This is a genomic window from Pseudomonas sp. TE3911, assembly GCF_054062775.1.
Map to the genome: position 1 here is coordinate 5,012,179 of NZ_JBSSFP010000001.1, position 21,775 is coordinate 5,033,953.

Sequence of the window (21,775 nt, forward strand, 5' to 3'; positions counted from 1 at the left end):
CCGCGCAGGTCCACTTCCAGCCTCGAAGAGACTTCAGATGATTAAACGAATGGCTCGCCGCGCCCTCGCCACCTGCGCTTTTGGGCTGATATCGCTGCACGCGCTCAGCACACAGGCGGGCGTGATTGTCCATGGCACGCGCGTGATCTACCCCGCAGAACAACAGGAAGTCGTTGTGCGGCTGGAAAACAAGGGCAGCCGCCCGGCGCTGGTGCAGGCCTGGCTGGATACCGGTGATCGACATTCAACGCCGGCGACTGCGCAGACCCCGTTCACCCTGACGCCGCCATTGTTTCGTATCGAGCCATATCAACAGCATGCCTTGCGCCTGCGCTATTCCGGTGAGCCGCTACCCGAGGATCGCGAAAGTCTGTTCTGGTTGAACGTACTGGAAGTACCACCGCTTTCCGCCGATGCCGCGCAAAACAACCAGATCGAATTGTCGTTCCGTACTCGCCTGCGGGTGTTCCTGCGCCCACAAGGGCTGGCATATCCCATCGCCAGCGCCGCGTCAAAACTGCAATGGAAACTGGTACCCCATGACAATGGCTTCGCCCTGCAAGCCACCAATCCCACGCCGTACCATATTTCAATCGCCTCGGTTGACTTGCTGAGCGAGGGCAAGCGCTTCAGTAAAGCCGCAAACAAAGCGGCCAACGACGGACTGTTACTGCCCGCCGGTGACGTAAAACTGTTTGCGCTGCCGCTGCTGCGTAATCGCCCCCACGACAAGCCCGAAGTCGAATTCACCACCGTCAGCGATTTCGGCGCCCGGGTGCGTCACTCCGCTGGCGTCGCACTGTCGTCCGCAGGATAACCCGTCGTATGAAAGCAACTTCGATTTCGCGCTGCTTAACCAGGTTCGCAGCGGCGCTCGCACTGCTCAGTCCGCCCATGGCGCAGGCGAGTGTCGTGATCAATAGCACACGGATTGTTTATCCGCAGCAGGACAAGGAAGTCACGGTAAGGCTCGAGAGCAAGAATCAGGCGCCCGTCCTGATGCAAGTGTGGCTGGACAAAGGCGACGAGTACTCGACGCCGGATGTGGACGACATACCGTTCGTTGTCACACCGCCGATCTTTCGCATTGAGCCGGGCAAGCAACACGTGGTGCGCCTGGCATACACCGGCGAAACGCTGCCATCGGTACAGGAAAGCCTGTACTGGTTCAACGTGCTGGAAGTGCCTTCTCAGGCCCCGAGCGCTGGGCAGAACAACCAGTTGCAACTCGCCTTCCGCACCCGGATCAAGGTTTTTTTCCGGCCACCCGACCTGCCCTCCGCGGTTGAGGCTGCGCCCGCAAAGCTGCAGTGGCGCAGCGTGACAACCGAGCGCGGCGTGATGCTGGAAGTGTATAACCCGACGCCCTATTACGTGAGCTTCGACAAGATCGAGGTCATCGCGAAGGGGCAGCGCCATGCCCGAGAACCCGCGGCATCGAGCGCCGACAACATGGTTTCGCCCCACGGCCGCAACCACTTCCAACTGACAGGGTTCAAGGCATTACCTGCGAGCGAGACGACCGTCGAATTCCAGACCCTCGACGACTTCGGTCTCACGATTTCGCACAGCGCCAAGGTGTCGTCATGACCGCCACGCCATAGCGACGCCAGGGCCTGCTCAGCGTCTCTTCAGTCCGCCCCTTCGGCCTTCTTGAGAATCAAACATGTCCGTTCAGTGCCCGTCCGTCGGGGCAGGGACGCGCTTTGCCGCAATTCGGACAACACCTATTCCTGTGGACGGTATCCATGCGTTCGAAAAAACCCGCCAGGACCAAAAACTGGCCCCTGTGTCCTCATCGATTGACGTTGATAACCCGTAGCCTCTTGTTGCTTGGAGGTGCCCACGCCGCAGGTGCACAGGGTGCCGAGCAGGTGATATTCAACCCGGCCTTTTTCCCCGACGGGGCGAACGGCTTGCAGATCGATCTTGCAAAGTTCAGTCAAGGCAACGTCGTCCTGCCCGGCACCTACCGCTCGGACGTTTACCTCAATGGCCAGTGGAGCGGACGCGAGTCCCTGACATTCAGCGCCATGGAAGGGCAAGACACGGCTCAACTGTGCCTGGAGCGGGAGGCGCTCATGAGGGTCGGTGTCGACATGGACGCCATCGAACAGGACGCCGCCGAGTCGGCATTGTCCAGCTGTGCCGATATCTCCAGCTACCTGCCCGGCGCCAGCAGCCGGTTCGACGCGGGTGAAAACCGCCTGGACCTGCAGATTCCACAGATCTACCTGGCGCGCAAGGCCCGTGGTTATGTCGACCCCAACCATTGGGACGGCGGTATCGACGCCGCCTTCGTGCGCTACAACGCCAACACCTTCCTGACCCAGGCCAACGGCAGGTCGGTCAGCTCCAATTACCTGGGTATGAACACCGGGCTCAACCTGGGTGCATGGCACTGGCGTCACAACGGCAGTTACAGCCAGTCTACGGTGGGCTCCGGCTACCAGAGCAGCAGCACCTACGTGCAGCGTGAAGTGAGCGCACTGCAGTCTCAATTGATGGTGGGCGAAATCTACACGCCGGGTGAGCTGTTCGACAGCGTACGTCTGCGCGGCGCCAGCCTGTTCAGCGATGATCGGATGCTACCGGACTCCCAGACCGGTTTTGCACCGGTGGTGCGCGGCGTTGCCGAGACCAATACACGGGTCACCGTGCGCCAGCGCGGCGTGCTGCTGGACGAGGTGACGGTCGCGCCCGGTCCTTTTGTGCTCAACGATTTATTCCCCACCGGATACGGCGGCGACCTGACCGTTACCATCACCGAGGCGGACGGCCGCAAGCGGGAGTTCATTGTGCCCTTCGCCGCCAACGCCAACCTGTTGCGCCCCGGTTATAGCCGCTACGCGCTGAGCATCGGCCAGCTTGATGAAATCGGCCTTCGGCACCCGCCCAACGTCATGCAAGCGACCTACCAGCACGGTCTCAGCAATGTGCTGACCGGCTACACCGGGACGATAGTGGGCCAGGATTACAACTCCCAGCTACTAGGCGCTGCGTTCAACACCCCAGTGGGCGCGCTGTCCGTTGACGTGACCCACTCGAATGCCGACCTGCCCGGGCACGGCTCGCGGGAAGGGCAAAGCCTGCAGTTGCGCTACAGCAAGAACTTCGCCGCCACCGGCACTCACTTCGCACTCGGTGCCTACCGTTACTCCACCGAAGGCTTCCTCAGCCTGGGCGACGCGGCACGGGTTCGCGATCTTGCCATCGACGGACTCAACCTAGAAAACGTATCGCGCCTGCGCGACAGGATGGACATCAGCCTTAACCAGAACCTGGGCAACGGTTCGGTCTACCTCACCGGTTCCTCGCAAAACTATTGGAATCGCACAAGCGGCAACCTGACCTTAACCGCCGGGTACAGCGGGTCTTGGAAGGGCCTTCATTACACAGTCAGCGCACAACGCACCCGGGACTTGCTCAGTGACCGTGTCGACAAGCAAGTGGACCTGACCTTAAGCCTGCCACTGGGCAGCGGCGCACGGTCCCCGACCCTGACCACCACGGCCTTTCGCGGCGACCACAGCAGTGGGGAACGTGTGACCGTCGGCGGCAACCTGGGCGAACGCAACGAACTCAGCTACGGGCTGGCTGCCAGTCGGACTCACGGCAGCGGCAACAGCACGAGCGCCGACGTGAAATACCAGGCCAGTCACGGCGTGCTGTCGGCCGGTTATGGCCAGAGCAGCGACTACCGCGCCACTTCATTCGGCATGACCGGTGGCATCGTCGCCCACGCGGGCGGCGTGACCTTTGCCCCGGAACTGGGCGACACCATTGGCATCGTCCAGGCACCTGACGCACAGGGTGCACGGATCAACGGTAACCACAGCGCGCAGGTCGGCAAGAGCGGTTATGCCGTGGTGCCAAACCTCACTCCTTACCGCCAGAACGTGGTGGAGCTGGACCCCAAAGACCTTTCCGTAGACGTGGAACTCAAGACCGCCGCCCAGAACGTCGCTCCCCGTGCCGGTTCGGTGGTGAAGCTGGAGTTCGAGACGGTCAGCGGCCAGGCCTTGCTGATCACGGCAGTGCGCGAAGATGGCAGCCCATTACCGTTCGGTGCCGATGTCTTCGATGAAGACGGCGCCAGCGTAGGGGTGGTCGGGCAAGGCGGTAAGGCATTTGTTCGCGTGTCTCGTACCCACGGGGAGTTGACGGTCAAGTGGGGAAAAGCAGCATCGGCGGCGTGCCACCTTCGCTACGAACTGCCAGCAGATATGTCCAGCAGGGAGACTTCACGCTTGACGCAATTGGGCGCCGGCACGTGTGAAACGATCGCGGACCTCGTCGTGCAGCCACCCGCCAATGTACTCGCCCACTCCCTCTCATCGCGGAGTTGAAGATGAAGCACTCAGTTAAATTGATGTCCACACTACTGTTGTTCAGCCTGCCAATCGTGGCTCATGCGGCATGTGACAGGTACATGAACAGCACACTCACCCTTAACCTCCCTGCCACTATCACCGTTCCGGACAGCCTCCCTCTGGGCGGGGAAATCATCAGTCGTGCATTCAGTGGCACAGCACCCGCTTTTTTCGCCAACTGTTACTCCCTGTTTACAGCGGTAACGGGACGATACCAGACACTAGATCCGACGTACTCACCCATCTATCGCACCGAAGTAGCGGGGGTAGGGGTGCGCCTGCGCATCACGGATGCCAGGAGAATCACCAATTTCTATGCACTGCATAATCAGCAAGGAACAGCCCACCCATCCATCGTGAGCCCCAGCTTCACAGCTGCAGAGCTGAAGTTCTACAAAATCGGGCCTGTAACAGACGGGCTGGTGCCAGCCGGAAACATTTGGGTAGAAAGAAGAGATAGACGTCCAGAAATGTTTACCCTGCGGCTCGGCAATGCGGTGCGTTTTATAAGACCCGCCGCCACCTGCGACCTCGCGACCGGCGACGTCAACCGCACGATCGCGCTCGACCCCATCAAAGTGAGCACACTTCAAAACGCGACCTACACCGGCGAACGTAATTTCGAGCTCACCGCCACCTGCACCAACGCATCCAATGTGACCTTTCGGTTTTCCGGCACACCCGCGCCCGGCAACGACCGACTGTTCGCCAATACAGGCACTGCGCGTGGCGTGGCGGTGTGGCTGTATTCACGCCTCAACGGAGGTGTCCAGAACATCATCCCCAATGGGGCCGACGGTGCTCGCACGGTGACGGTTTCCGGCAACCGAGCAGTCCTGCCGCTCGGCGCTGCGTACCACAAAAACGGCACGGTCAGCCAAGGCACGCTCGACAGCACGGCCATCGTCAACATCACTTATAACTAAAACCCTGAGGACTATGAAATGAGCATTCGAGCCCTACCCTTGCTGCTGGCGATCTCCGCCAGCCTGGCCGCGAACGCGGTTCAGGCTGCGACCACCGGCACGTTGCGCTTCACCGGCCAGGTCAACGCCGGCACCTGCAACCTGGCCGCTGGCGATGTGACACGCACCATCACCCTGCCAGCCATCAAAGTGTCTGACTTTGATTTATCTGAAGAAACGGGCACAGCGGAGTTCGAGATCACCGCCGAGTGTGAGTCGGACATTAAAAATGTGTTCTTTCTGTTCGCGGGCACTCCGTCCACCGGCAACGGCGTACTTTTCGCCAACACGGGAACCTCAGGCGGAACGGCACTCTCGCTGTCCCACCGAAACGTCGCGTACATCCCCGCCAACGGCACTGTCGCCCAGCGCACGCGACAGATCGCCACAAGTGGCGGAAAAGCGCTGCTACCGATGAATGCGTCGTACCGCAAAACAGGAGCCGCCATTTCAGCAGGCACCCTGGAAAGTGCTGTCACCGTTTCCATCACTTACAACTGATGAAGGCGTAAACACACGCAAAAAAAACCCGACCTTCTCAGGCCGGGCATTTTTATGAGTCCCGGAAAAATCAGGACTGACTGGATGGCGTCGGGGTAACCGGCGTTGCAGTCGGGCTCACGGCAGCTGGCGTCGGTGCTGCAACCGAGTTGGCTGATGAAGCGGTTGGCGTCGTCGCGGTAGCAGGCTTGGCCGCAACGGCTGGCTTGGTCGCTGCTGGTTTTTTGGCAGCGGCGGGCTTCTTCGCCGCAGCAGGTTTGGCGGCTGGTTTTGCCGCAACAGGCTTGGCTGCGGGTTTGGCCGCAGCGGTTTTAGCCGCTGGCTTGGTCGCAGGTTTGGCAGCGGCCTTGGCGGCCGGTTTGGCGGCTGCTTTCGCTGCTGGCTTGGCAGCGGCTTTGGCGGCCACTGGTTTAGCGGCTGGCTTGGCGGCGGCGGTTTTGGCGGCAGGTTTGGCAGCCGTTTTTGCGGTAGCTTTTGCCGGCGCCTTGGCAGCAGGTTTGGCGGCGGCTTTAACCAGCGGCTTGGCAGCGCTTTTCGCGGCCGGTTTGGCAGCAGCGGTTTTAGCCGCTGGCTTGGCAGCCGGTTTCGCGGCTGCGGTTTTCACCGGAGTTACTTTGGCGCCGGTGAGTTTCTCGATCTGCCGGGTCAGGGTATCGACCTTGGTGTGCAGTGCCTTGACTTCAGTACGGCTCGGCACGCCAAGTCGCGAAATCGCCTTGTTAAGACGTGTATCCAGCGCCCCTTCAAGTTCACTCCAGGTGCCCAGCACCTGCTTCTTCGCATCACTGATGCGCGAACCGGCAGTCGCCTTAGCGGCATTAACTTGTTTGCCAACGGTGCTCTTGGTCAACTTCTCGGCCTTCTCGCCGTCTTTAACCAGGGTCTCGAAGAGTTTGTTGCCGTCAATGTCGATCTTCGAGTACACACCTAAACCAGCGAGCCAGATTTTGCGGGAATATTCTTCAACTTTCCCGACCCACGAGCTGCCTTCTTTCTGAGTAGTCTTTTTAACAGCCATCCCGATGTCTCCTTAGTGTTTACGCGCGACACGTTCGAGCAATGCCGTCAGCTCTTCGAGCTTAGCAGAGAGTGTCTCCACGTCATGTTTAGACGCAATGCCGATTCGATTCAAGGCACTTGCAACACGAGTGTCAAAAGCTTTTTCAACTTTATCCAGCTGAACTTCTACCAGACCTTTGACAGCGGAGACATTGCTCTTTACTTGGTCAATCTGACTGTTGGCGGCATCAAGTTGTTCAACTGCAACTTTTTTACCTTTACTTTCAACATGTTGACCGCTCTTTACGAGCTCTTTGAAGTACTCGCTGCCCTCGCTGCCGACCTTGGCATAAGCACCGAGTCCTGCAAGCCAGATCTTGCGGGCGTAGGTTTTAACGTCAGTCAGGGCGCCGGTCTGTACGTCGATTTTTTTCTTCAAGATAACTTTGGCCATGGTGCACCTCACGCAGAATAGGGTGGAGGAACGGCCCGCAGGAGTTGAGGGCTTGGGCACAAAGTAGGAGGAAAAATTAGAATCGGCACCCTAAGAACAATCGATCAGGCCAATGCTTTATCCAAGGCTTTCTCGATTTCAGACTTGATCGTGCCACTCATGGCCGACATCAACAGCCCCAACTCCACATCAATACGCAGCGAATCATCCGCCACTAATACTGTTCCTTTAACCCCGGAGCGCTTGAGGTTCAAGGTATCGCCGGACCACGACGGCTCAAGCCCATATTGCTCCTTGAGTTTGTGCGCCAACTTCTCGGCCTTTGCCCGTGCGCCTTCTTTACCCAGGGAATGTGCACGCTCAACGGTTATACGGGCCATTGCAATGACTCCTCTTTATAGGGATTTGAATACCTTCGCTGCGGCAAAAGGCCTCGGTGACCACCTATCTTACCTGCAGCCTTGCCAAGACAAAGCAAGCCTTGGGGATTATCATGTCCCGCATTCTCTTTTGGTGACAGCGATATGACTGATCAGCGCAAAGGCAGCGATGCCGAACCCACCACTCACTTCGGCTTCAAGAACGTTCCGGAAAGCCAAAAAGCGGAAAAAGTCGCTGAGGTGTTCCACTCCGTCGCCGCCAAGTACGACCTGATGAACGACGTGCTCTCCGGCGGTATGCACCGCCTGTGGAAGCGCTTCACTATCGAGTTGTCGGGTGTGCGCACCGGCAACCGTGTGCTGGACATCGCCGGTGGCACCGGCGACCTGGCCGCCAAGTTCTCCAAGCTCGTCGGGCCGACCGGTCAGGTCGTGCTGGCAGACATCAACGGTTCGATGCTCAAGGTTGGCCGTGACCGCCTGCTCGACAAGGGTGTGGCCGGCAATATCGAATTCGTCCAGGCCGACGCTGAAAAGCTGCCGTTCCCCGACAACCATTTCGACTGCGTGACCATCGCCTTCGGCCTGCGCAACGTGACCCACAAGGAAGACGCGATCCGCTCGATGCTGCGCGTCCTCAAACCGGGCGGCCGCCTGTTGGTGCTGGAGTTCTCCAAGCCGACCAATGCGCTGATGTCCAAGGTCTACGACACCTACTCCTTCGCCTTCATGCCATTGATGGGCAAGCTGATCACCAATGACGCCGAAAGCTACCGCTACCTGGCCGAATCGATCCGCATGCACCCTGACCAGGAAACCCTGAAGTCGATGATGGTAGAAGCCGGTTTCGACCGTGTGACCTACCACAACATGACCTCGGGTATCGTCGCCCTGCACCGCGGCATCAAGCCCTGATGCTGCTCGCAGGCCTGCTCGCCAGCGTCGAACACGGCCTCAACCGTGTGCTGCGCCTGGACAGTACCGCCTTGGCGCGGCTCGCGCATTTAGAGGGCAAGGTCATTGCCGTCGACTGCACCAGCCCCGCCTTGCAGCTTTTTATCTTGCCCAGCGACGAAGGCCTGCTGCTGGCCAGCCAATGGGCCGCCGAAGCCGACTGCACTCTGCGCGCGCCGGCGTCGAGCCTGTTGCACCTGGCCCTGAGCCGCAACAAGACCGCCATCCTGCACAGCCCTGAAGTGGCGCTGGAAGGCGACAGCGCGGTGCTGATGGACTTGGCCGCCGTGCTGCAAGACCTGGAGCTGGACTGGGAATACGAGCTGTCCCGCTGGATCGGCCCCGTGGCCACCCAGTTGATAAGCGGGCACCTGCGCAGCCGCACGCGCTGGTACCAGCAAGGGTTTGCCAGCCTCAACCAGAACCTCGCCGAATACCTGAGCGAAGAATCGCGCACCCTGGTCGGGCAGCAGGAAGCGCAAGCGCGCTTTCGCGAACTCGACAAGGCCAAAATCGACCTGGAACGCCTTGAGGCGCGCTTCGAGCGCCTGAGCCGTTCCCTTGATCCAAGCGATAACGCATGAAGCTGCTCGCCGTCCGCCGTTTGTTTCGTATCCAGCGCGTCGTAATCCGCTACCGCCTCGATGACTTGCTGTTCGCCCTACCCTTGCCGTGGTTTCTGCTGGCGGTGCGCTATGTGCTGCCGTGGCGCTGGTTTCCGCGCAAGCAACTGGAGCTGAACCGCGGTGCGCGTCTGCGTCTGGCGCTTCAGGATTTGGGGCCGATCTTCATCAAGTTCGGGCAGATCCTCTCGACGCGCCGCGATCTGCTGCCCGAAGACATCGCCGACGAATTGATGCTGTTGCAGGACCGCGTACCGCCGTTCGATTCACAGCAGTCGATGAAACTGATCGAAGAACAGTTGGGCAAGAAGATCAGCGAGGTCTTCACCCGCTTCGACGTCGAGCCGCTGGCCTCGGCCTCCGTGGCACAAGTCCACGCGGCGCAGCTCAAGACTGGCGAAGAAGTGGTCGTGAAGGTCATTCGCCCAGGCCTGAAGCCGATCATCGGTCAGGACCTCGCGTGGTTGTTCATCCTCGCCCGCGCTGCCGAACGTTTCTCTGCCGACGCGCGCCTGCTGCACCCGGTGGACGTGGTCGCCGACTACGAAAAAACCATCTACGACGAACTCGACCTGCTGCGCGAAGCCGCCAACGCCAGCCAACTCAAGCGCAACTTCGAGGGCTCGCAGCTGCTGTACGTGCCGCAAGTGTATTGGGACTGGTGCCGCCCGAAAGTGCTGGTGATGGAGCGCATCTACGGCGTGCAGGTCACCGACCTCGCCACCCTGGCCGACCAGCGCACCGATATGAAGATGCTCGCCGAACGCGGTGTGGAGATCTTCTTCACCCAAGTGTTCCGCGATAGCTTCTTCCACGCGGACATGCACCCGGGCAACATCTTCGTCAGCACCGTCAACCCGTGGAGCCCGCAGTACATCGCGATCGACTGCGGCATCGTCGGCAGCCTTACCCCGGAAGACCAGGACTACCTGGCGCGCAACCTGTTCGCCTTCTTCAAGCGTGACTACCGCCGCGTGGCGCAGTTGCACATCGACTCAGGCTGGGTGCCGGCGGAAACCAAACTCAACGAATTCGAAGCAGCGATCCGCACCGTGTGCGAACCGATCTTTGAGAAACCGTTGAAAGACATCTCCTTTGGTCAGGTGCTGATGCGCCTGTTCCAGACCGCGCGGCGCTTCAATATGGAAGTGCAGCCGCAGTTGGTACTGCTGCAAAAAACCTTGCTCAACATCGAAGGCCTGGGCCGTCAGTTGTACCCGGACCTCGACCTGTGGAACACCGCCCAGCCGTTCCTCGAACGCTGGATGCGCGAGCGCATGAGCCCGAAAACCGTGTTGGGTAACCTGCACAGCCAAATGGAACAACTGCCGCACCTGGCCAACATGACTCGCGACTTGCTTGAGCGCATGTCCCAGCCCCACGCCAAGGACCCGGAACCGCCGTGGCGCAAACGCAAGGATGACTGGTTCCTGCGCCTGCTCGGCGCCGCGCACCTGGTGGGCGGTGTGATGCTGGCCATTGGTGGGCCGTTGAATCAACTGGGCCACTGGCCTGCGGGGATCATGGTCGCCGTGGGTGTTTATCTGATCGTGCGTCGATAGCCAATCCGGTTATACACTGTCGCAAATTGCCGGAGCCGAACATGAAAGACTGGCTGGACGAGATCAAGTGGGACAGTGACGGCCTGGTGCCGGCCATTGCCCAGGACTACAAGACCGGGCGCGTGCTGATGATGGCCTGGATGAACCGCGAGGCCCTGAGCCTCACCGCCACTGAGCAGCGTGCCATTTACTGGTCACGTTCCCGTGGCAAACTGTGGCGCAAGGGCGAAGAGTCCGGGCACGTGCAGACCCTGCACGAGATGCGCATCGACTGCGACGCCGACGTGGTGATCCTCAAGGTCGAGCAGATCGGCGATATCGCCTGCCACACCGGCCGTCACAGTTGCTTCTATCGCGTGTTCGAGAACGGCGAGTGGAAAACCGTCGAACCGGTGCTCAAAGACCCGCACGCCATTTATTCCGCAGGACACTGACCATGAGCGATACCCTGAACCGCGTGGCCCAGGTGCTGGAAGACCGCAAAGGTGCGGACGCCGACAGCTCCTACGTCGCCAGCCTGTACCACAAGGGGCTGAACAAAATTCTGGAAAAGCTCGGCGAAGAATCCGTCGAGACCATCATCGCCGCCAAGGATGCGCAAATCAGCGGCGACTGCAGCGATGTCATCTATGAGACCGCCGACTTGTGGTTCCATAGCCTGGTCATGCTCGCCCAACTGGGGCAGCATCCACAGGCAGTGCTGGACGAACTGGACCGTCGCTTCGGCTTGTCCGGGCATGCCGAAAAGGCCTCGCGCCCGTCCGCTTGAATAACTAAGACTAGAGGATTTGCAGCATGGGCATTTTTGACTGGAAACACTGGATCGTCATTCTGGTGGTCGTGGTACTGGTGTTCGGCACCAAGAAACTCAAGAACCTGGGCACCGACGTGGGCGAGTCGATCAAGGGCTTTCGTAAAGCCATGAACGACGACGAAAAGCCTGCCGACCCCGCCGCCAATCCCGTACCGCCGGTCCAGCCTGTGCACCCGCAGGCCGCCCAGCCGATCACCGAGCGTCGCACCTTCGACGTGCAGGCTGAGAAAGTCGAAGAGCCGACCCGCAAAGACTCGTGAGCACTGAATAATGTTTGGTATCAGCTTCTCTGAACTGCTGCTCGTCGGCCTCGTGGCCCTGTTGGTACTGGGGCCGGAACGCCTGCCCGGTGCCGCGCGCACGGCCGGCCTGTGGATCGGGCGCCTGAAACGCAGTTTCAACGCGATCAAACAGGAAGTTGAACGGGAAATCGGCGCCGACGAGATCCGCCGCCAACTGCACAACGAGCACATTCTGTCGTTGGAGCAGGAAGCACGGAAGATTTTGTCCCCTGTCCAGGAGCCCGCCAAGCCGGTGGAGCCTGTGGCCGAGCACAGCATTGCGCCAGCGGTTGAGCCTACGCCCGCCGCCCCGACGCCTACCGCGCCAACCGAGCCTGCGCCGACGCCCGTTGCGTCGCCCGCGCCCCATGACCCTACATTGCCGCCGCGAGCCCCATGAGCGCTGATAAACCGGAAAACGACCAGCACATGCCGCTGGTCTCGCACCTCACCGAGCTGCGTACGCGCCTGCTGCGTTGCGTAGCGGCCATCTTCATCATCTTTGCCGGGCTGTTCGCCTTTACCCAGCAGATCTATACCTTCGTCTCCACGCCGCTGCGCCAGTACCTGCCGGCCGGCGCGACGATGATCGCCACGGATGTTTCATCGCCGTTCCTCACGCCGTTGAAACTGACGATGATGGTTTCGCTGTTCCTGGCGATCCCGGTGATCCTGCATCAGATCTGGGGCTTTATCGCGCCGGGCCTGTACAAGCACGAGAAGCGCATCGCGGTGCCGTTGCTGGTATCGAGCATCCTGCTGTTCTACACCGGCATGGCGTTCGCGTACTTCCTGGTATTTCCGTTGATCTTCAAGTTCTTCGCCGCTGCTACTCCGGCCGGCGTGGAGATGATGACCGACATCACCAGCTACCTCGACTTCGTGATGACGCTGTTCTTCGCCTTTGGCGTGGCCTTCGAAATCCCGGTGGCCGTGGTGCTGCTGGTGTGGATCGGCGTGGTCAACGTGGCCTACCTGAAGAAGATCCGCCCGTACGTGATCATCGGTTGCTTCGTGGTCGGCATGATCCTGACGCCGCCGGACATCTTCTCCCAGACCCTGCTGGCCGTGCCGATGTGGATGCTGTTCGAGATCGGCATCCTGTTCAGCGGTTTGATCAGCAAGCGTGGCGATCACCCGGATGACCAACCCGTCGACGACGAACAGCCGCCAGCGACCCAGCCGTGAACCTGCTGCTGCTTGAAGAGGCCGACTTTATTGCGGCCGACCGGGTGATCCTGCGCGATCGACGCCTGGTGCATATGCAGGAGGTCCACCGCGCCGCCGTAGGCGACAGCCTGCGCGTGGGGCGCATCGGCGGGTTGATGGGCGCAGCGCAATTGTTGCGCCTGGAAGCCAGCGAAGCCGAGCTGCAAGTGAGCTTCGACCAACCGCCTCCAGCCAAGCTGCCCCTGACCCTGCTACTGGCCCTTCCCCGCCCGAAAATGCTGCGCCGGGTGCTGCAAACCGTTGCTGCCATGGGCGTGCCGAAGGTGGTGCTGGTCAACAGTTACCGAGTGGAAAAGAGCTTCTGGCAGACCCCGTTCCTGGAGCCCGAGGCGATCCGCGAGCAACTGATCCTTGGCCTGGAACAGGCGCGGGACACGGTGCTGCCCGAGATCATCATCGAAAAGCGCTTCAAGCCATTCGTCGAAGACCGCCTGCCGGCCATGACCGAAGGCACCCTTGGCCTGATCGGCCATCCAGGCGATTACCCAGCTTGCCCCCGTGGGCTGGATGAGCCGGTTACCCTGGCAATCGGCCCGGAAGGCGGCTGGATCCCCTACGAAGTGGACCTATTGGCCAAGGCTGGCTTGCAGCCGGTACAACTCGGCGCACGGATCCTACGGGTTGAAACCGCCGTCACCGCCCTGCTCGCCCGCCTCTTCTAACAACAGCGCTGTCCCCCTGTGAGAGGGGCTCGCCCCCGATGACGGTTTGTCAGCTGATAAATATATCGACCGATCCCCCCTATCGGGCGCAAGCCCCTCGCCATTAGAGCTGCGTCGCTACAGAATCCCGGGCGCAGGCCGATAACCCCTGAATAAGTCCAAGCCTTGTTCCAGGGGAGTTCGCAGCATGTATCGTTGGTTAGCCGAAAAGCTGGGGAATGTCAGCGTCAAAACCAAGTTGGGCGTAGGTTTCGGCCTGGTGTTACTACTCACACTGATGATCACCTTCACCGGCTGGACCGGCCTGGGCGATGTGATCAGTCGCGGTGACAAGCTGGGCTTTATCTCCAGCCTCAATGGATTGACCAAGGACCTGCGCCTGGCTCGCCGGGACTATGAATTGCGCCATGGCGAACAAGGCCCAGGCGCGGTCAGCGAATTGCTGGACAAGCTCAATAGCGGCCTGAATAAAGCCCGCAACCTAATTGAACAACCCGCCGACGCGGCCCTGGTCGATGAACAGTTGGCCGCCGTGGACCAGTACAAGCGCGCATTCGGCGACATGGTGCAAGCCAGCGCCAACCGTGAAAACGCCCGCAGCAAGCTGGGAGATACCGCTGACAACGCGGTGCTCAAGATCAATGAGATCGAGAAGGCCCTGCTGCAAGGCGACAGCGTCACCCAGTTCAACACTGTGGTGGAAGCGAGCAAACTGATACAGCAGGCGCGCTTCCAAGTGCGCGGCTATACCTACAGCGGCAAGGTCGAAGCCGAGCAACCCGCACTGGATGCCATCGACAATGCCCTGAAGAAAATCACCAGCCTCAACGGCCAACTGCCTGAGCAATATTCGACCAACCTGCAACAGGCCAGCGTCTCGCTGCAAGCCTACCGCGCCGCTGTCAGCCAGTACCGCGACTCGCAGGTGGCCAGCGCTGCAGCCCTTAAAACCATGAGCGATCAAGGCGATCTGTTGCTCGGCCACAGCGACAAACTGACCCTCTCCCAAACCGTGGTGCGCGACACCGATGCCGCGCAAGCCAAGTCTCTGTTGCTGCTGGCAACTGTGCTGGCGTTGATCTTTGGCCTGGTGGCGGCCTGGGCGATCACCCGCCAAATCATTATCCCGCTGGACCAAACCCTCAAGGTCGCCGAGCGCGTCGCCTCGGGTGACCTGAGCCACAACCTGACATCTTTGCGCCAGGACGAGCTGGGGCAGTTGCAGAGGGCTATGCAGAGCATGACCGTGGGCTTGCGCGAGTTGATCGGCGGCATCAGCGAGGGCGTGACCCAGATCGCCAGCGCTGCCGAGCAACTGTCGGCTGTCACCGAACAGACCAGCGCCGGGGTCAACAGCCAGAAGGTCGAGACCGACCAAGTAGCCACCGCCATGAACGAGATGGCCGCGACCGTGCAGGAAGTCGCGCGCAACGCCGAAGAAGCCTCCGAGGCCGCCGCAGCGGCTGACCAGCAGGCCCGCGAAGGCGACAAGGTGGTCGGTGAAGCCATCGCCCAGATCGAGCGCCTGGCCACTGAGGTCGGCAATTCCACAGTCGCCATGGGCGACCTTAAACGGGAAAGCGACAAGATCGGCAGCGTGCTCGACGTGATCAAATCCGTGGCCCAGCAAACCAACCTGCTGGCCCTCAACGCCGCAATCGAAGCCGCCCGCGCCGGTGAAGCCGGACGTGGCTTCGCGGTGGTGGCCGATGAAGTGCGTAGCCTGGCCCAGCGCACGCAGAAGTCCACCGAAGAGATCGAAGAGCTGATTGCCGGCCTGCAGAGCGGCACCCAACAGGTGGCGACCATCATGGACAACAGTCGCAGCCTCACCGACAGCAGCGTCGAGCTGACCCGCCGTGCCGGCAGCGCATTGGAGAACATCACCCGCACGGTCTCGACTATCCAGACGATGAACTCCCAGATCGCCACCGCCGCCGAACAGCAAAGCGCTGTGGCGGAAGAGATCAACCGCAGCGTGCTGAACGTGCGCGATGTCTCGGAGCAGACGGCTGCGGCCAGTGAAGAAACCGCCGCGTCGAGCACCGAACTGGCGCGCCTGGGCACGCATCTGCAAGCACTGGTGGGTCGCTTCCGAGTCTGACCTCCCTCCCCGCGCGGCGACCTGTCCTGGGTCGCCGCCTGCAATCTATGAAACTTCCTACACGTTTATCAGCCCCTCCCGATCTTCAAAGACACTAGCGTTCAGGTCAGTTCAGTGTGCTCACGCACTTGTCGGAGGTTAATCATGCTTCGTCGAATGACTCACCTGCTGGGTAACGCCAGTGTCACCCTCAAATTGGCCCTGGGCTTTGCCCTGGTACTGGCCCTGAGCCTTGTCATTGCCGTGACCGGCTGGCAAGCATTAGCGGCGTCCCTTTACCGATCACAAACGCTGAGCGTGCTGGCACAACTGGCGGTGGCTGGCGAAGAACTGCGCACCGACAGAATCCTCTATCGCACCCTGGACGACGCCGAAAGCCTCAGTCGATTGAGCGCGAGTATGGAGAAAGTCGACAAGGCCCTGGCGGAGCTGTCCAACCGACTTAAGGTGCCGAAAGCCATTCAATATCTGCAGGAGATGACGCGGATGTCTGCCACGTTCAAATCCACACTCAAGGGCGTGCCCGCGCTGGTGGAAAAACGCGAAAGTGCCCGGGAACAGCTGACACAGAGCACCACGCGGGCCGGCGATGTTCTGGCACAACTGGCTAGCGACTTGCCTGATCAGGAAGATGAAAAAGCCCTGGATGCCGTCGAAAACCTACGCCAGGCCATGGAACAGGCCGAGGACCGTGCCAAGAGCCCGGCTTGGGCTTCAAGTTCGCTGGATGCGTATGGACAAGCCGTGGTTGACGCAGAACGCAGCCTCGAACTCGCCCAGGCTGAAGTGGCCAAACTGGCGGTCGACAGTGACGCGATGAAAAACGCCGTGCTCAGTATCCGCACCCAGCTGACCCGCCTTAAAGACACCCAACTCACAACCGAAAGTAGCCAGAACCAGTTGGAGCAGCAGTTGGATCAGTTGCTCGCGCAGAGTGACCTCTTGAGCCAGGATCAGACCCAGCGACGCGACAGAGAAGCCGACCAAGCCCGCACCCAGACCTTGGGTATTGCGGCTGCCGCGGTGCTCTTCGGCGCCTTGGCCGCCTGGGTGATTGCCGGACAAATCGTGCACCCGCTGCGCAAGGCGCTCATGGTGGCCAACCGCATTGCCGAGGGTGATCTGAGCAACGAAGTGCAGTCACAGCGCCGCGATGAACTGGGCCAGTTGCAACGCAGCATGAGCCAAATGACGCTGAACCTACGGGGGTTGGTTGGCAACATCAGCGACAACGCACGGCAAATCGCCAGCGCCGCCGAAGAGCTCTCTGCCGTCACTGAGCAAACCCGCGCCGGGGTGAATAATCAGCGCGATGAAACCGAGCAGGTGGCGACGGCCATGAACCAGATGCTGGCCACCGCCCAGGAAGTGGCGCGCCACGCCGAGCAAGCATCGATTGCCGCCGGCCAGGCCAATCAGCAGGCTGAACTGGGCGATCAGGTGGTCACGGATGCCGTGGCACAAATTGAACACCTGGCCCATGAGATGGCTCGCTCAAGCGAAGCCATGTTGGGGCTGCAACGGGAAAGCCAGAAAATCGGCAGCGTGCTGGACGTGATCAAGTCCGTGTCGCAGCAGACCAACCTGCTGGCGCTCAATGCCGCGATTGAAGCCGCACGGGCCGGTGAGGCAGGCCAGGGCTTCGCCGTGGTCGCCGATGAAGTGCGCAGCCTCGCCCGGCGGACCCAGCAGTCCGCCGAAGAAATCGAAGAGTTGATTGGTGGCCTGCACAGGGGCACCCAACAGGCGGCCGACATCATGGACTACAGCCGCACGCTGACCGACAACAGCGTCGGCCTGACTCGCAACGCCGGGGACGCCCTGACGGAGATCGCCCGCACCGTGGCCATCATCCAGGAAATGAACCCGCAGATTGCCGCAGCGGCCGAGGAGCAAAGCGCGGTGGCCGAAGAGATCAATCGCAGCGTCTTGAAGGTCCGCGATGCCTCGGAGCAAACCGCTGCCGCCAGCGAACAGACGGCGGCGGCGAGTATCGAGTTGGCGCGACTGGGAACGGATCTGCAGCAGTGCGTAGGGAGGTTCAAGATATGAACCTCCCGGTTTCAGTGGCCTTGGGCTTACAGAACCTGACGCAGGAACGCTTGGGCACGCGGGTCTTTTGGCGAATCAAAAAACTCGGCCGGTGCCGCATCTTCCAACAACTTGCCGTGATCGAAGAACAACACACGGTCCGCCACTTCGCGGGCGAAGCCCATTTCGTGGGTAACGCAGACCATCGTCATGCCTTCCAGAGCCAAGGTCTTCATCACGTCCAGCACTTCGCCGACCATTTCCGGGTCGAGGGCCGAGGTGGGCTCGTCGAACAGCATCACCTTGGGCTCCATCGCCAGCGCCCGGGCGATCGCCACCCGTTGTTGCTGGCCGCCGGACAGGCGTGATGGGAACTCGTTGGCCTTCTGTGCAATGCCGACCTTTTCCAGCAGGGCCAAGGCCTTGGCTTCGCGCTCTTGCTTGCCGCGCTTGCGCACGACTTTTTGCGCCAGGCACAGGTTCTCCAACACGGTCATGTGGGGGAACAGGTTGAAGTGCTGGAACACCATGCCGACTTCACGACGATAGGCGTTCACGTCGGTTTTCGGGTCGGCCAGTTGCAGGCCGTCGATGCTCACCGAGCCCGAGTCGAACTCTTCCAGACCATTGAGGCAACGCAGGAAAGTCGACTTGCCGGAGCCGGACGGGCCGATCACCACCAGCACTTCGCCCTTGGCCACCTGGGTGGTCACATGGTCTACCGCACGCACTACATGACCACGGGTGTCGAAGACTTTTACCAGATCGCGGACTTCAATCACTTTGGGCGAGCCTCCGCTCAAGCCGGCTGGCCATTTTCGACAGCGGCAGGTTGATCAGCAGGTACAGGCCTGCGACGCAGAACAGGATTTCAAACGGCGAGAACGAGGTCGTGATGACTTCGCGACCGCTCTTGAGCAGTTCGGTAATGGCGATCACCGAGACCAGGGACGTGTCTTTCACCAAGCTGATGAATTGCCCTGCCAAGGGCGGCAGTACGCGCTTGAAGGCTTGCGGCAGCACCACATGGCGCATCGACTGGCTGGCACTCAGGCCCAAGGAGCGCGCGGCTTCGTTCTGCCCGCGGGTGATGGACTGCACGCCGGCGCGAACGATTTCGGCCACATAGGCGCCGGTGAACAGCGACAGCGCGGCGATCCCGGCAAATTCCCGTGACAGGTTGAGCACCGTGCCAATGAAGAAATAGAAAATGAAGATTTGCACCAGCAGCGGGGTGCCACGTACCAGTTCGACGTAGATCGTCGACAGATCACGCAAGGTCGGGTTGTTGGAAAGTCGGCACAAACCGGTGGCAAGGCCAATCGCCAGGCCCAAAATCCCGGAAACCACCGACAGCCACAGCGTGGTCCACAACCCCCACATCAGCGGGCCCAACGCCCAATGACGATTCACACCAATGACATCGCCTTCGGCCACGTCATCACCGCGCGCCACTTGCAGATTGTTGTCGGCAACCGTCACCTTTTGCTCGTTGCCAGCGTCGTTGCGCAGGGTCACTTCGGCGACGTCGCCGTTACGAACCAGCTCAATGACGGTGGAGATGTCCGCTGCACGCTGTGCTTCTTCGGCCTGGTAGGCGAAGTATTGCGGCACGCGGTTCCAGCGCCATTCGTAGGACATCAGCGAGGTAGCGTAGTACAAGGCGCCGGCCAGGCCGACCAGCACGACCACGGTCAGCAGGTGCCAGGGCCATTGGGCTTTTTTCTGTTTCATTACTCGACATCCAAAAAATTCGAAGGCATGCGCCTTTGTGTAGTGAGCGGGCTTGCCCCGCGCTGGGGGCAAGCCGCCCCAAAATCATGCGCCTCGGTATTTCTGAAACACCGCTGCGTCTGGATTTAGGGCGGCTTCGCCCCCCAACGCGGGGCAAGCCCGCTCACTACAGGACAGCCTTTATTCCATGTCCTTGAGCCACTCTGAGCTCTTGAACCACTTGTCATGAATGCGATCGTAGGTGCCGTCGTTCTTGATCTGGTGCAGGAAGTTGTTGATGAAGTTGATGCTGTCGTAATCACCTTTCTTCAGGCCAAACGCCAATGGCTCGAAGGTGAAGGGTTCGTCCAGGAACACCAGCTTGCCGTTGCCGACTTTCTTCTCGGCAACCACGTTGTACGGTGCGTCATACACAAAGGCATCGGCCTTGCCGTTGACTACGTCCAGCACGCCTTCCTGCTCGTTGTCATAGCCGTGGTACTTGGCTTTGGAGATCAGCTTCTTGGCGACCATTTCACCGGTGGTGCCAAGCTTGGAGGTCAGGCGGTATTTCTCGTCGTTCAGGTCTTTGTAGGACTTGATGGTGCCTTCCAGGTCCTTGCGAATCAGCAGGGTCTGGCCGACCACGATGAAGGGTTCGCTGAAGTTCAGGCGCAGGTTGCGCTCCTGGGTCAGGGTCATGCCGCTGCCGATCATGTCGAATTTGCCGGTCAGGAACGCTGGGATGATGCCGTCATAACCCGTGGAAACCAGCTCCAGCTTGACGCCCATGGACTTGGCCATGGCCTTGAGGATGTCAACTTCGAAGCCGATGATCTCACCGCGCTTGTCTGTCATCTCGAACGGCATGTAGGTCGGATCCATGCCGACTTTCAGCGTGCCGCGCTTGACCGCATCGTCGATGGCGCCAGCCTGGGCCGCATTGGCCGCGACCAGCGCGGTGACGCCAAGCAGCAGCATCGAAAGATACTTTTTCATCATCAAGTCCCCTGAACGATTCTTATAAGGTCGGCGCGCAAAAAGGGCTGCACCATTTCGGGGTGCGATCCTAACCCACTCGTTGCCCGTCACAAAGGTTTCACGGGCAATTGTTATCAGGGTATGTAGGAAAAGACCCACGACGCTGCGGTCAACCGCAGGGGTAGACACTTGCGCAACCTGACACGGCAATGGGTTGATATGTAAGCAGTTATGACTTTCAGTCGAGTTCTGCCAGCCAGGTGGTGTCTTTGAACCACTTGTCATGCAGCCGATCATAGGTCCCATCCTGGGCCACCTGGTTCAAGAAATGGTTGATCCAGTTAATGCTGTCGAAATCGCCCTTTTTTACGCCAAACGCCAAGGGTTCGAATGTAAACGGTTGCTCCAGCGCCAGCAGCGTGCCGTTCTCCGCCCGGTTCACCGCGATCAGGTTGTAGGGTGCGTCATGGATAAAGGCATCGGCCTCCCCCGCCACGACCTGGCGAACCCCTTCCTCCGGCGTGGCAAAACTACTCAGTCGGGCCGCCCCCAAAAACCGTTGAGCCGCTGCTTTGCCGGTGGTGCCCTCAGTGACAGCGATTCTGTAGCCGGCATCGTCCAGGTCTTCAATACTGCTGACCTTGCCCGCCAGACGGGGGTGCAGCAGTACGCTCTGGCCCACCACGATGAAAGCGTCACTGAAGTTCAGCCTTAAGTTGCGCTCCTGAGTGACAGTCATACCACTGCCGATCAAGTCGAATTTTTTCGCCAGCAAGCCCGGCAACAGTTCGGTGTAGGGCATCACGACCAGTTCAAGTTCCACCCCCAGCGCCTGGCTCATCACGTTGAGCAGGTCAATTTCAAAGCCGACAATGCGCCCCTGTTTATCGGTCATTTCGAAAGGGATATAGGTGGGGGTGGTGCCAACCTTGAGCACACCACGCCGGACGGCGTCGTCAATCGCACCCGCGTGCACCTGGCTGATTTGAATCAATGCAGCAGCGCTGATAAGCAATGCCGAACAATACCTTTTGAGCATGAATCCCTCGCAGCCAAGAAAATTGGGGGGCGATCCTAACCTAGTCGCGGGCACGCAAATACGCCTCGGACGAGGGTCTTTTGTTTCGAAATAACAGGGCGTCAGGAAG

The 21,775-nt window shown here is 60.3% G+C and carries 23 protein-coding genes and 1 pseudogene; 17 read left to right on the forward strand and 7 right to left on the reverse strand.

The window, feature by feature from the left end; all coding sequences use genetic code 11:
- The first annotated feature begins 49 nt into the window (after nt 1-49).
- The 5 genes from ACVWXD_RS22705 to ACVWXD_RS22725 all read left to right on the forward strand — a co-directional run bounded on the left by ACVWXD_RS22705 (nt 50) and on the right by ACVWXD_RS22725 (nt 5,839).
- Entirely contained in the window at nt 50-817 is a 768-nt protein-coding gene (locus ACVWXD_RS22705; RefSeq protein ID WP_401380827.1) for a fimbrial biogenesis chaperone, read from the forward strand.
- 8 nt (nt 818-825) lie between these two features.
- Nucleotides 826-1,590 carry a fimbrial biogenesis chaperone gene (locus ACVWXD_RS22710; protein ID WP_179179634.1) on the forward strand — a complete coding sequence of 255 codons (765 nt, stop codon included), beginning with the start codon at nt 826-828 and terminating at the stop codon, nt 1,588-1,590.
- Between the two features lie 158 nt (nt 1,591-1,748).
- The gene (locus ACVWXD_RS22715; protein WP_457371338.1) at nt 1,749-4,349 is read left to right on the forward strand and encodes a fimbria/pilus outer membrane usher protein; all 2,601 of its coding nucleotides are present in this window, start codon (nt 1,749-1,751) and stop codon (nt 4,347-4,349) included.
- A 2-nt stretch (nt 4,350-4,351) separates the two neighbouring features.
- Nucleotides 4,352-5,299 (forward strand): fimbrial protein, encoded by a 948-nt coding sequence (locus ACVWXD_RS22720; protein WP_260367458.1) that lies wholly within the window; start codon nt 4,352-4,354, stop codon nt 5,297-5,299.
- Between the two features lie 18 nt (nt 5,300-5,317).
- Nucleotides 5,318-5,839, forward strand: coding sequence for a fimbrial protein (locus tag ACVWXD_RS22725; RefSeq protein ID WP_032890229.1), 522 nt, complete (start codon nt 5,318-5,320; stop codon nt 5,837-5,839).
- A gap of 70 nt (nt 5,840-5,909) precedes the next feature.
- Here ACVWXD_RS22725 and ACVWXD_RS22730 read toward each other — a convergent pair whose 3' ends face one another.
- From ACVWXD_RS22730 to ACVWXD_RS22740, 3 genes are all read right to left on the reverse strand, one after another.
- Entirely contained in the window at nt 5,910-6,857 is a 948-nt protein-coding gene (locus tag ACVWXD_RS22730; protein ID WP_099602009.1) for a phasin family protein, read from the reverse strand.
- A 12-nt stretch (nt 6,858-6,869) separates the two neighbouring features.
- Complete coding sequence (locus tag ACVWXD_RS22735; RefSeq protein WP_032890224.1) at nt 6,870-7,292, reverse strand: phasin family protein; 423 nt, start codon at nt 7,290-7,292, stop codon at nt 6,870-6,872.
- 104 nt (nt 7,293-7,396) lie between these two features.
- On the reverse strand, nt 7,397-7,672 hold the full coding sequence (locus tag ACVWXD_RS22740) for a polyhydroxyalkanoic acid system family protein (protein ID WP_053140503.1): 276 nt from the start codon (nt 7,670-7,672) through the stop codon (nt 7,397-7,399).
- A gap of 144 nt (nt 7,673-7,816) precedes the next feature.
- Between ACVWXD_RS22740 and ubiE the strand changes: the two genes are divergently transcribed.
- From ubiE to ACVWXD_RS22800, 12 genes and pseudogenes are all read left to right on the forward strand, one after another.
- The gene (gene ubiE / locus ACVWXD_RS22745) at nt 7,817-8,587 is read left to right on the forward strand and encodes a bifunctional demethylmenaquinone methyltransferase/2-methoxy-6-polyprenyl-1,4-benzoquinol methylase UbiE (protein WP_003171186.1); all 771 of its coding nucleotides are present in this window, start codon (nt 7,817-7,819) and stop codon (nt 8,585-8,587) included.
- A complete protein-coding gene (locus tag ACVWXD_RS22750; RefSeq protein WP_095186134.1) occupies nt 8,587-9,210 on the forward strand; it encodes a ubiquinone biosynthesis accessory factor UbiJ in 624 nt (207 codons plus the stop codon). Before ubiE ends, ACVWXD_RS22750 begins: the two co-directional genes overlap by 1 nt.
- Nucleotides 9,207-10,811 (forward strand): ubiquinone biosynthesis regulatory protein kinase UbiB, encoded by a 1,605-nt coding sequence (gene ubiB, locus ACVWXD_RS22755; protein WP_032890218.1) that lies wholly within the window; start codon nt 9,207-9,209, stop codon nt 10,809-10,811. The genes ACVWXD_RS22750 and ubiB overlap by 4 nt, the downstream gene beginning before the upstream one ends.
- Before the next feature lie 41 nt (nt 10,812-10,852).
- Entirely contained in the window at nt 10,853-11,245 is a 393-nt protein-coding gene (gene hisI / locus ACVWXD_RS22760; RefSeq protein ID WP_032890216.1) for a phosphoribosyl-AMP cyclohydrolase, read from the forward strand.
- 2 nt (nt 11,246-11,247) lie between these two features.
- Nucleotides 11,248-11,580, forward strand: coding sequence for a phosphoribosyl-ATP diphosphatase (locus ACVWXD_RS22765; protein ID WP_003209299.1), 333 nt, complete (start codon nt 11,248-11,250; stop codon nt 11,578-11,580).
- A gap of 26 nt (nt 11,581-11,606) precedes the next feature.
- Complete coding sequence (locus ACVWXD_RS22770) at nt 11,607-11,885, forward strand: twin-arginine translocase TatA/TatE family subunit (RefSeq protein ID WP_032890214.1); 279 nt, start codon at nt 11,607-11,609, stop codon at nt 11,883-11,885.
- Nucleotides 11,886-11,895: 10 nt separating this feature from the next.
- Complete coding sequence (gene tatB, locus ACVWXD_RS22775; RefSeq protein WP_095186135.1) at nt 11,896-12,306, forward strand: Sec-independent protein translocase protein TatB; 411 nt, start codon at nt 11,896-11,898, stop codon at nt 12,304-12,306.
- Nucleotides 12,303-13,094 (forward strand): twin-arginine translocase subunit TatC, encoded by a 792-nt coding sequence (gene tatC / locus ACVWXD_RS22780; protein ID WP_032890209.1) that lies wholly within the window; start codon nt 12,303-12,305, stop codon nt 13,092-13,094. The genes tatB and tatC overlap by 4 nt, the downstream gene beginning before the upstream one ends.
- Nucleotides 13,091-13,798, forward strand: a complete 708-nt coding sequence (locus tag ACVWXD_RS22785; RefSeq protein ID WP_032890208.1) for a 16S rRNA (uracil(1498)-N(3))-methyltransferase — start codon at nt 13,091-13,093, stop codon at nt 13,796-13,798. Before tatC ends, ACVWXD_RS22785 begins: the two co-directional genes overlap by 4 nt.
- Nucleotides 13,799-14,075: 277 nt before the next feature.
- Nucleotides 14,076-15,044 (forward strand): annotated as a pseudogene (locus tag ACVWXD_RS22790) (methyl-accepting chemotaxis protein); the annotation flags it as partial.
- Nucleotides 15,045-15,188: 144 nt separating this feature from the next.
- A complete protein-coding gene (locus ACVWXD_RS22795) occupies nt 15,189-15,902 on the forward strand; it encodes a methyl-accepting chemotaxis protein (RefSeq protein WP_371854030.1) in 714 nt (237 codons plus the stop codon).
- 144 nt (nt 15,903-16,046) lie between these two features.
- Complete coding sequence (locus tag ACVWXD_RS22800) at nt 16,047-17,954, forward strand: methyl-accepting chemotaxis protein (protein ID WP_163034937.1); 1,908 nt, start codon at nt 16,047-16,049, stop codon at nt 17,952-17,954.
- Between the two features lie 26 nt (nt 17,955-17,980).
- Here ACVWXD_RS22800 and ACVWXD_RS22805 read toward each other — a convergent pair whose 3' ends face one another.
- From ACVWXD_RS22805 to ACVWXD_RS22820, 4 genes are all read right to left on the reverse strand, one after another.
- A complete protein-coding gene (locus ACVWXD_RS22805) occupies nt 17,981-18,715 on the reverse strand; it encodes an amino acid ABC transporter ATP-binding protein (protein ID WP_032890203.1) in 735 nt (244 codons plus the stop codon).
- Nucleotides 18,708-19,667 carry an amino acid ABC transporter permease gene (locus tag ACVWXD_RS22810; RefSeq protein WP_457371339.1) on the reverse strand — a complete coding sequence of 320 codons (960 nt, stop codon included), beginning with the start codon at nt 19,665-19,667 and terminating at the stop codon, nt 18,708-18,710. Before ACVWXD_RS22810 ends, ACVWXD_RS22805 begins: the two co-directional genes overlap by 8 nt.
- Before the next feature lie 180 nt (nt 19,668-19,847).
- A complete protein-coding gene (locus tag ACVWXD_RS22815) occupies nt 19,848-20,645 on the reverse strand; it encodes a transporter substrate-binding domain-containing protein (protein WP_032890199.1) in 798 nt (265 codons plus the stop codon).
- A 220-nt stretch (nt 20,646-20,865) separates the two neighbouring features.
- Nucleotides 20,866-21,666: a transporter substrate-binding domain-containing protein gene (locus ACVWXD_RS22820; protein WP_032890197.1), complete on the reverse strand. Its 801-nt coding sequence runs from the start codon at nt 21,664-21,666 to the stop codon at nt 20,866-20,868.
- Nucleotides 21,667-21,775: the final 109 nt, after the last annotated feature.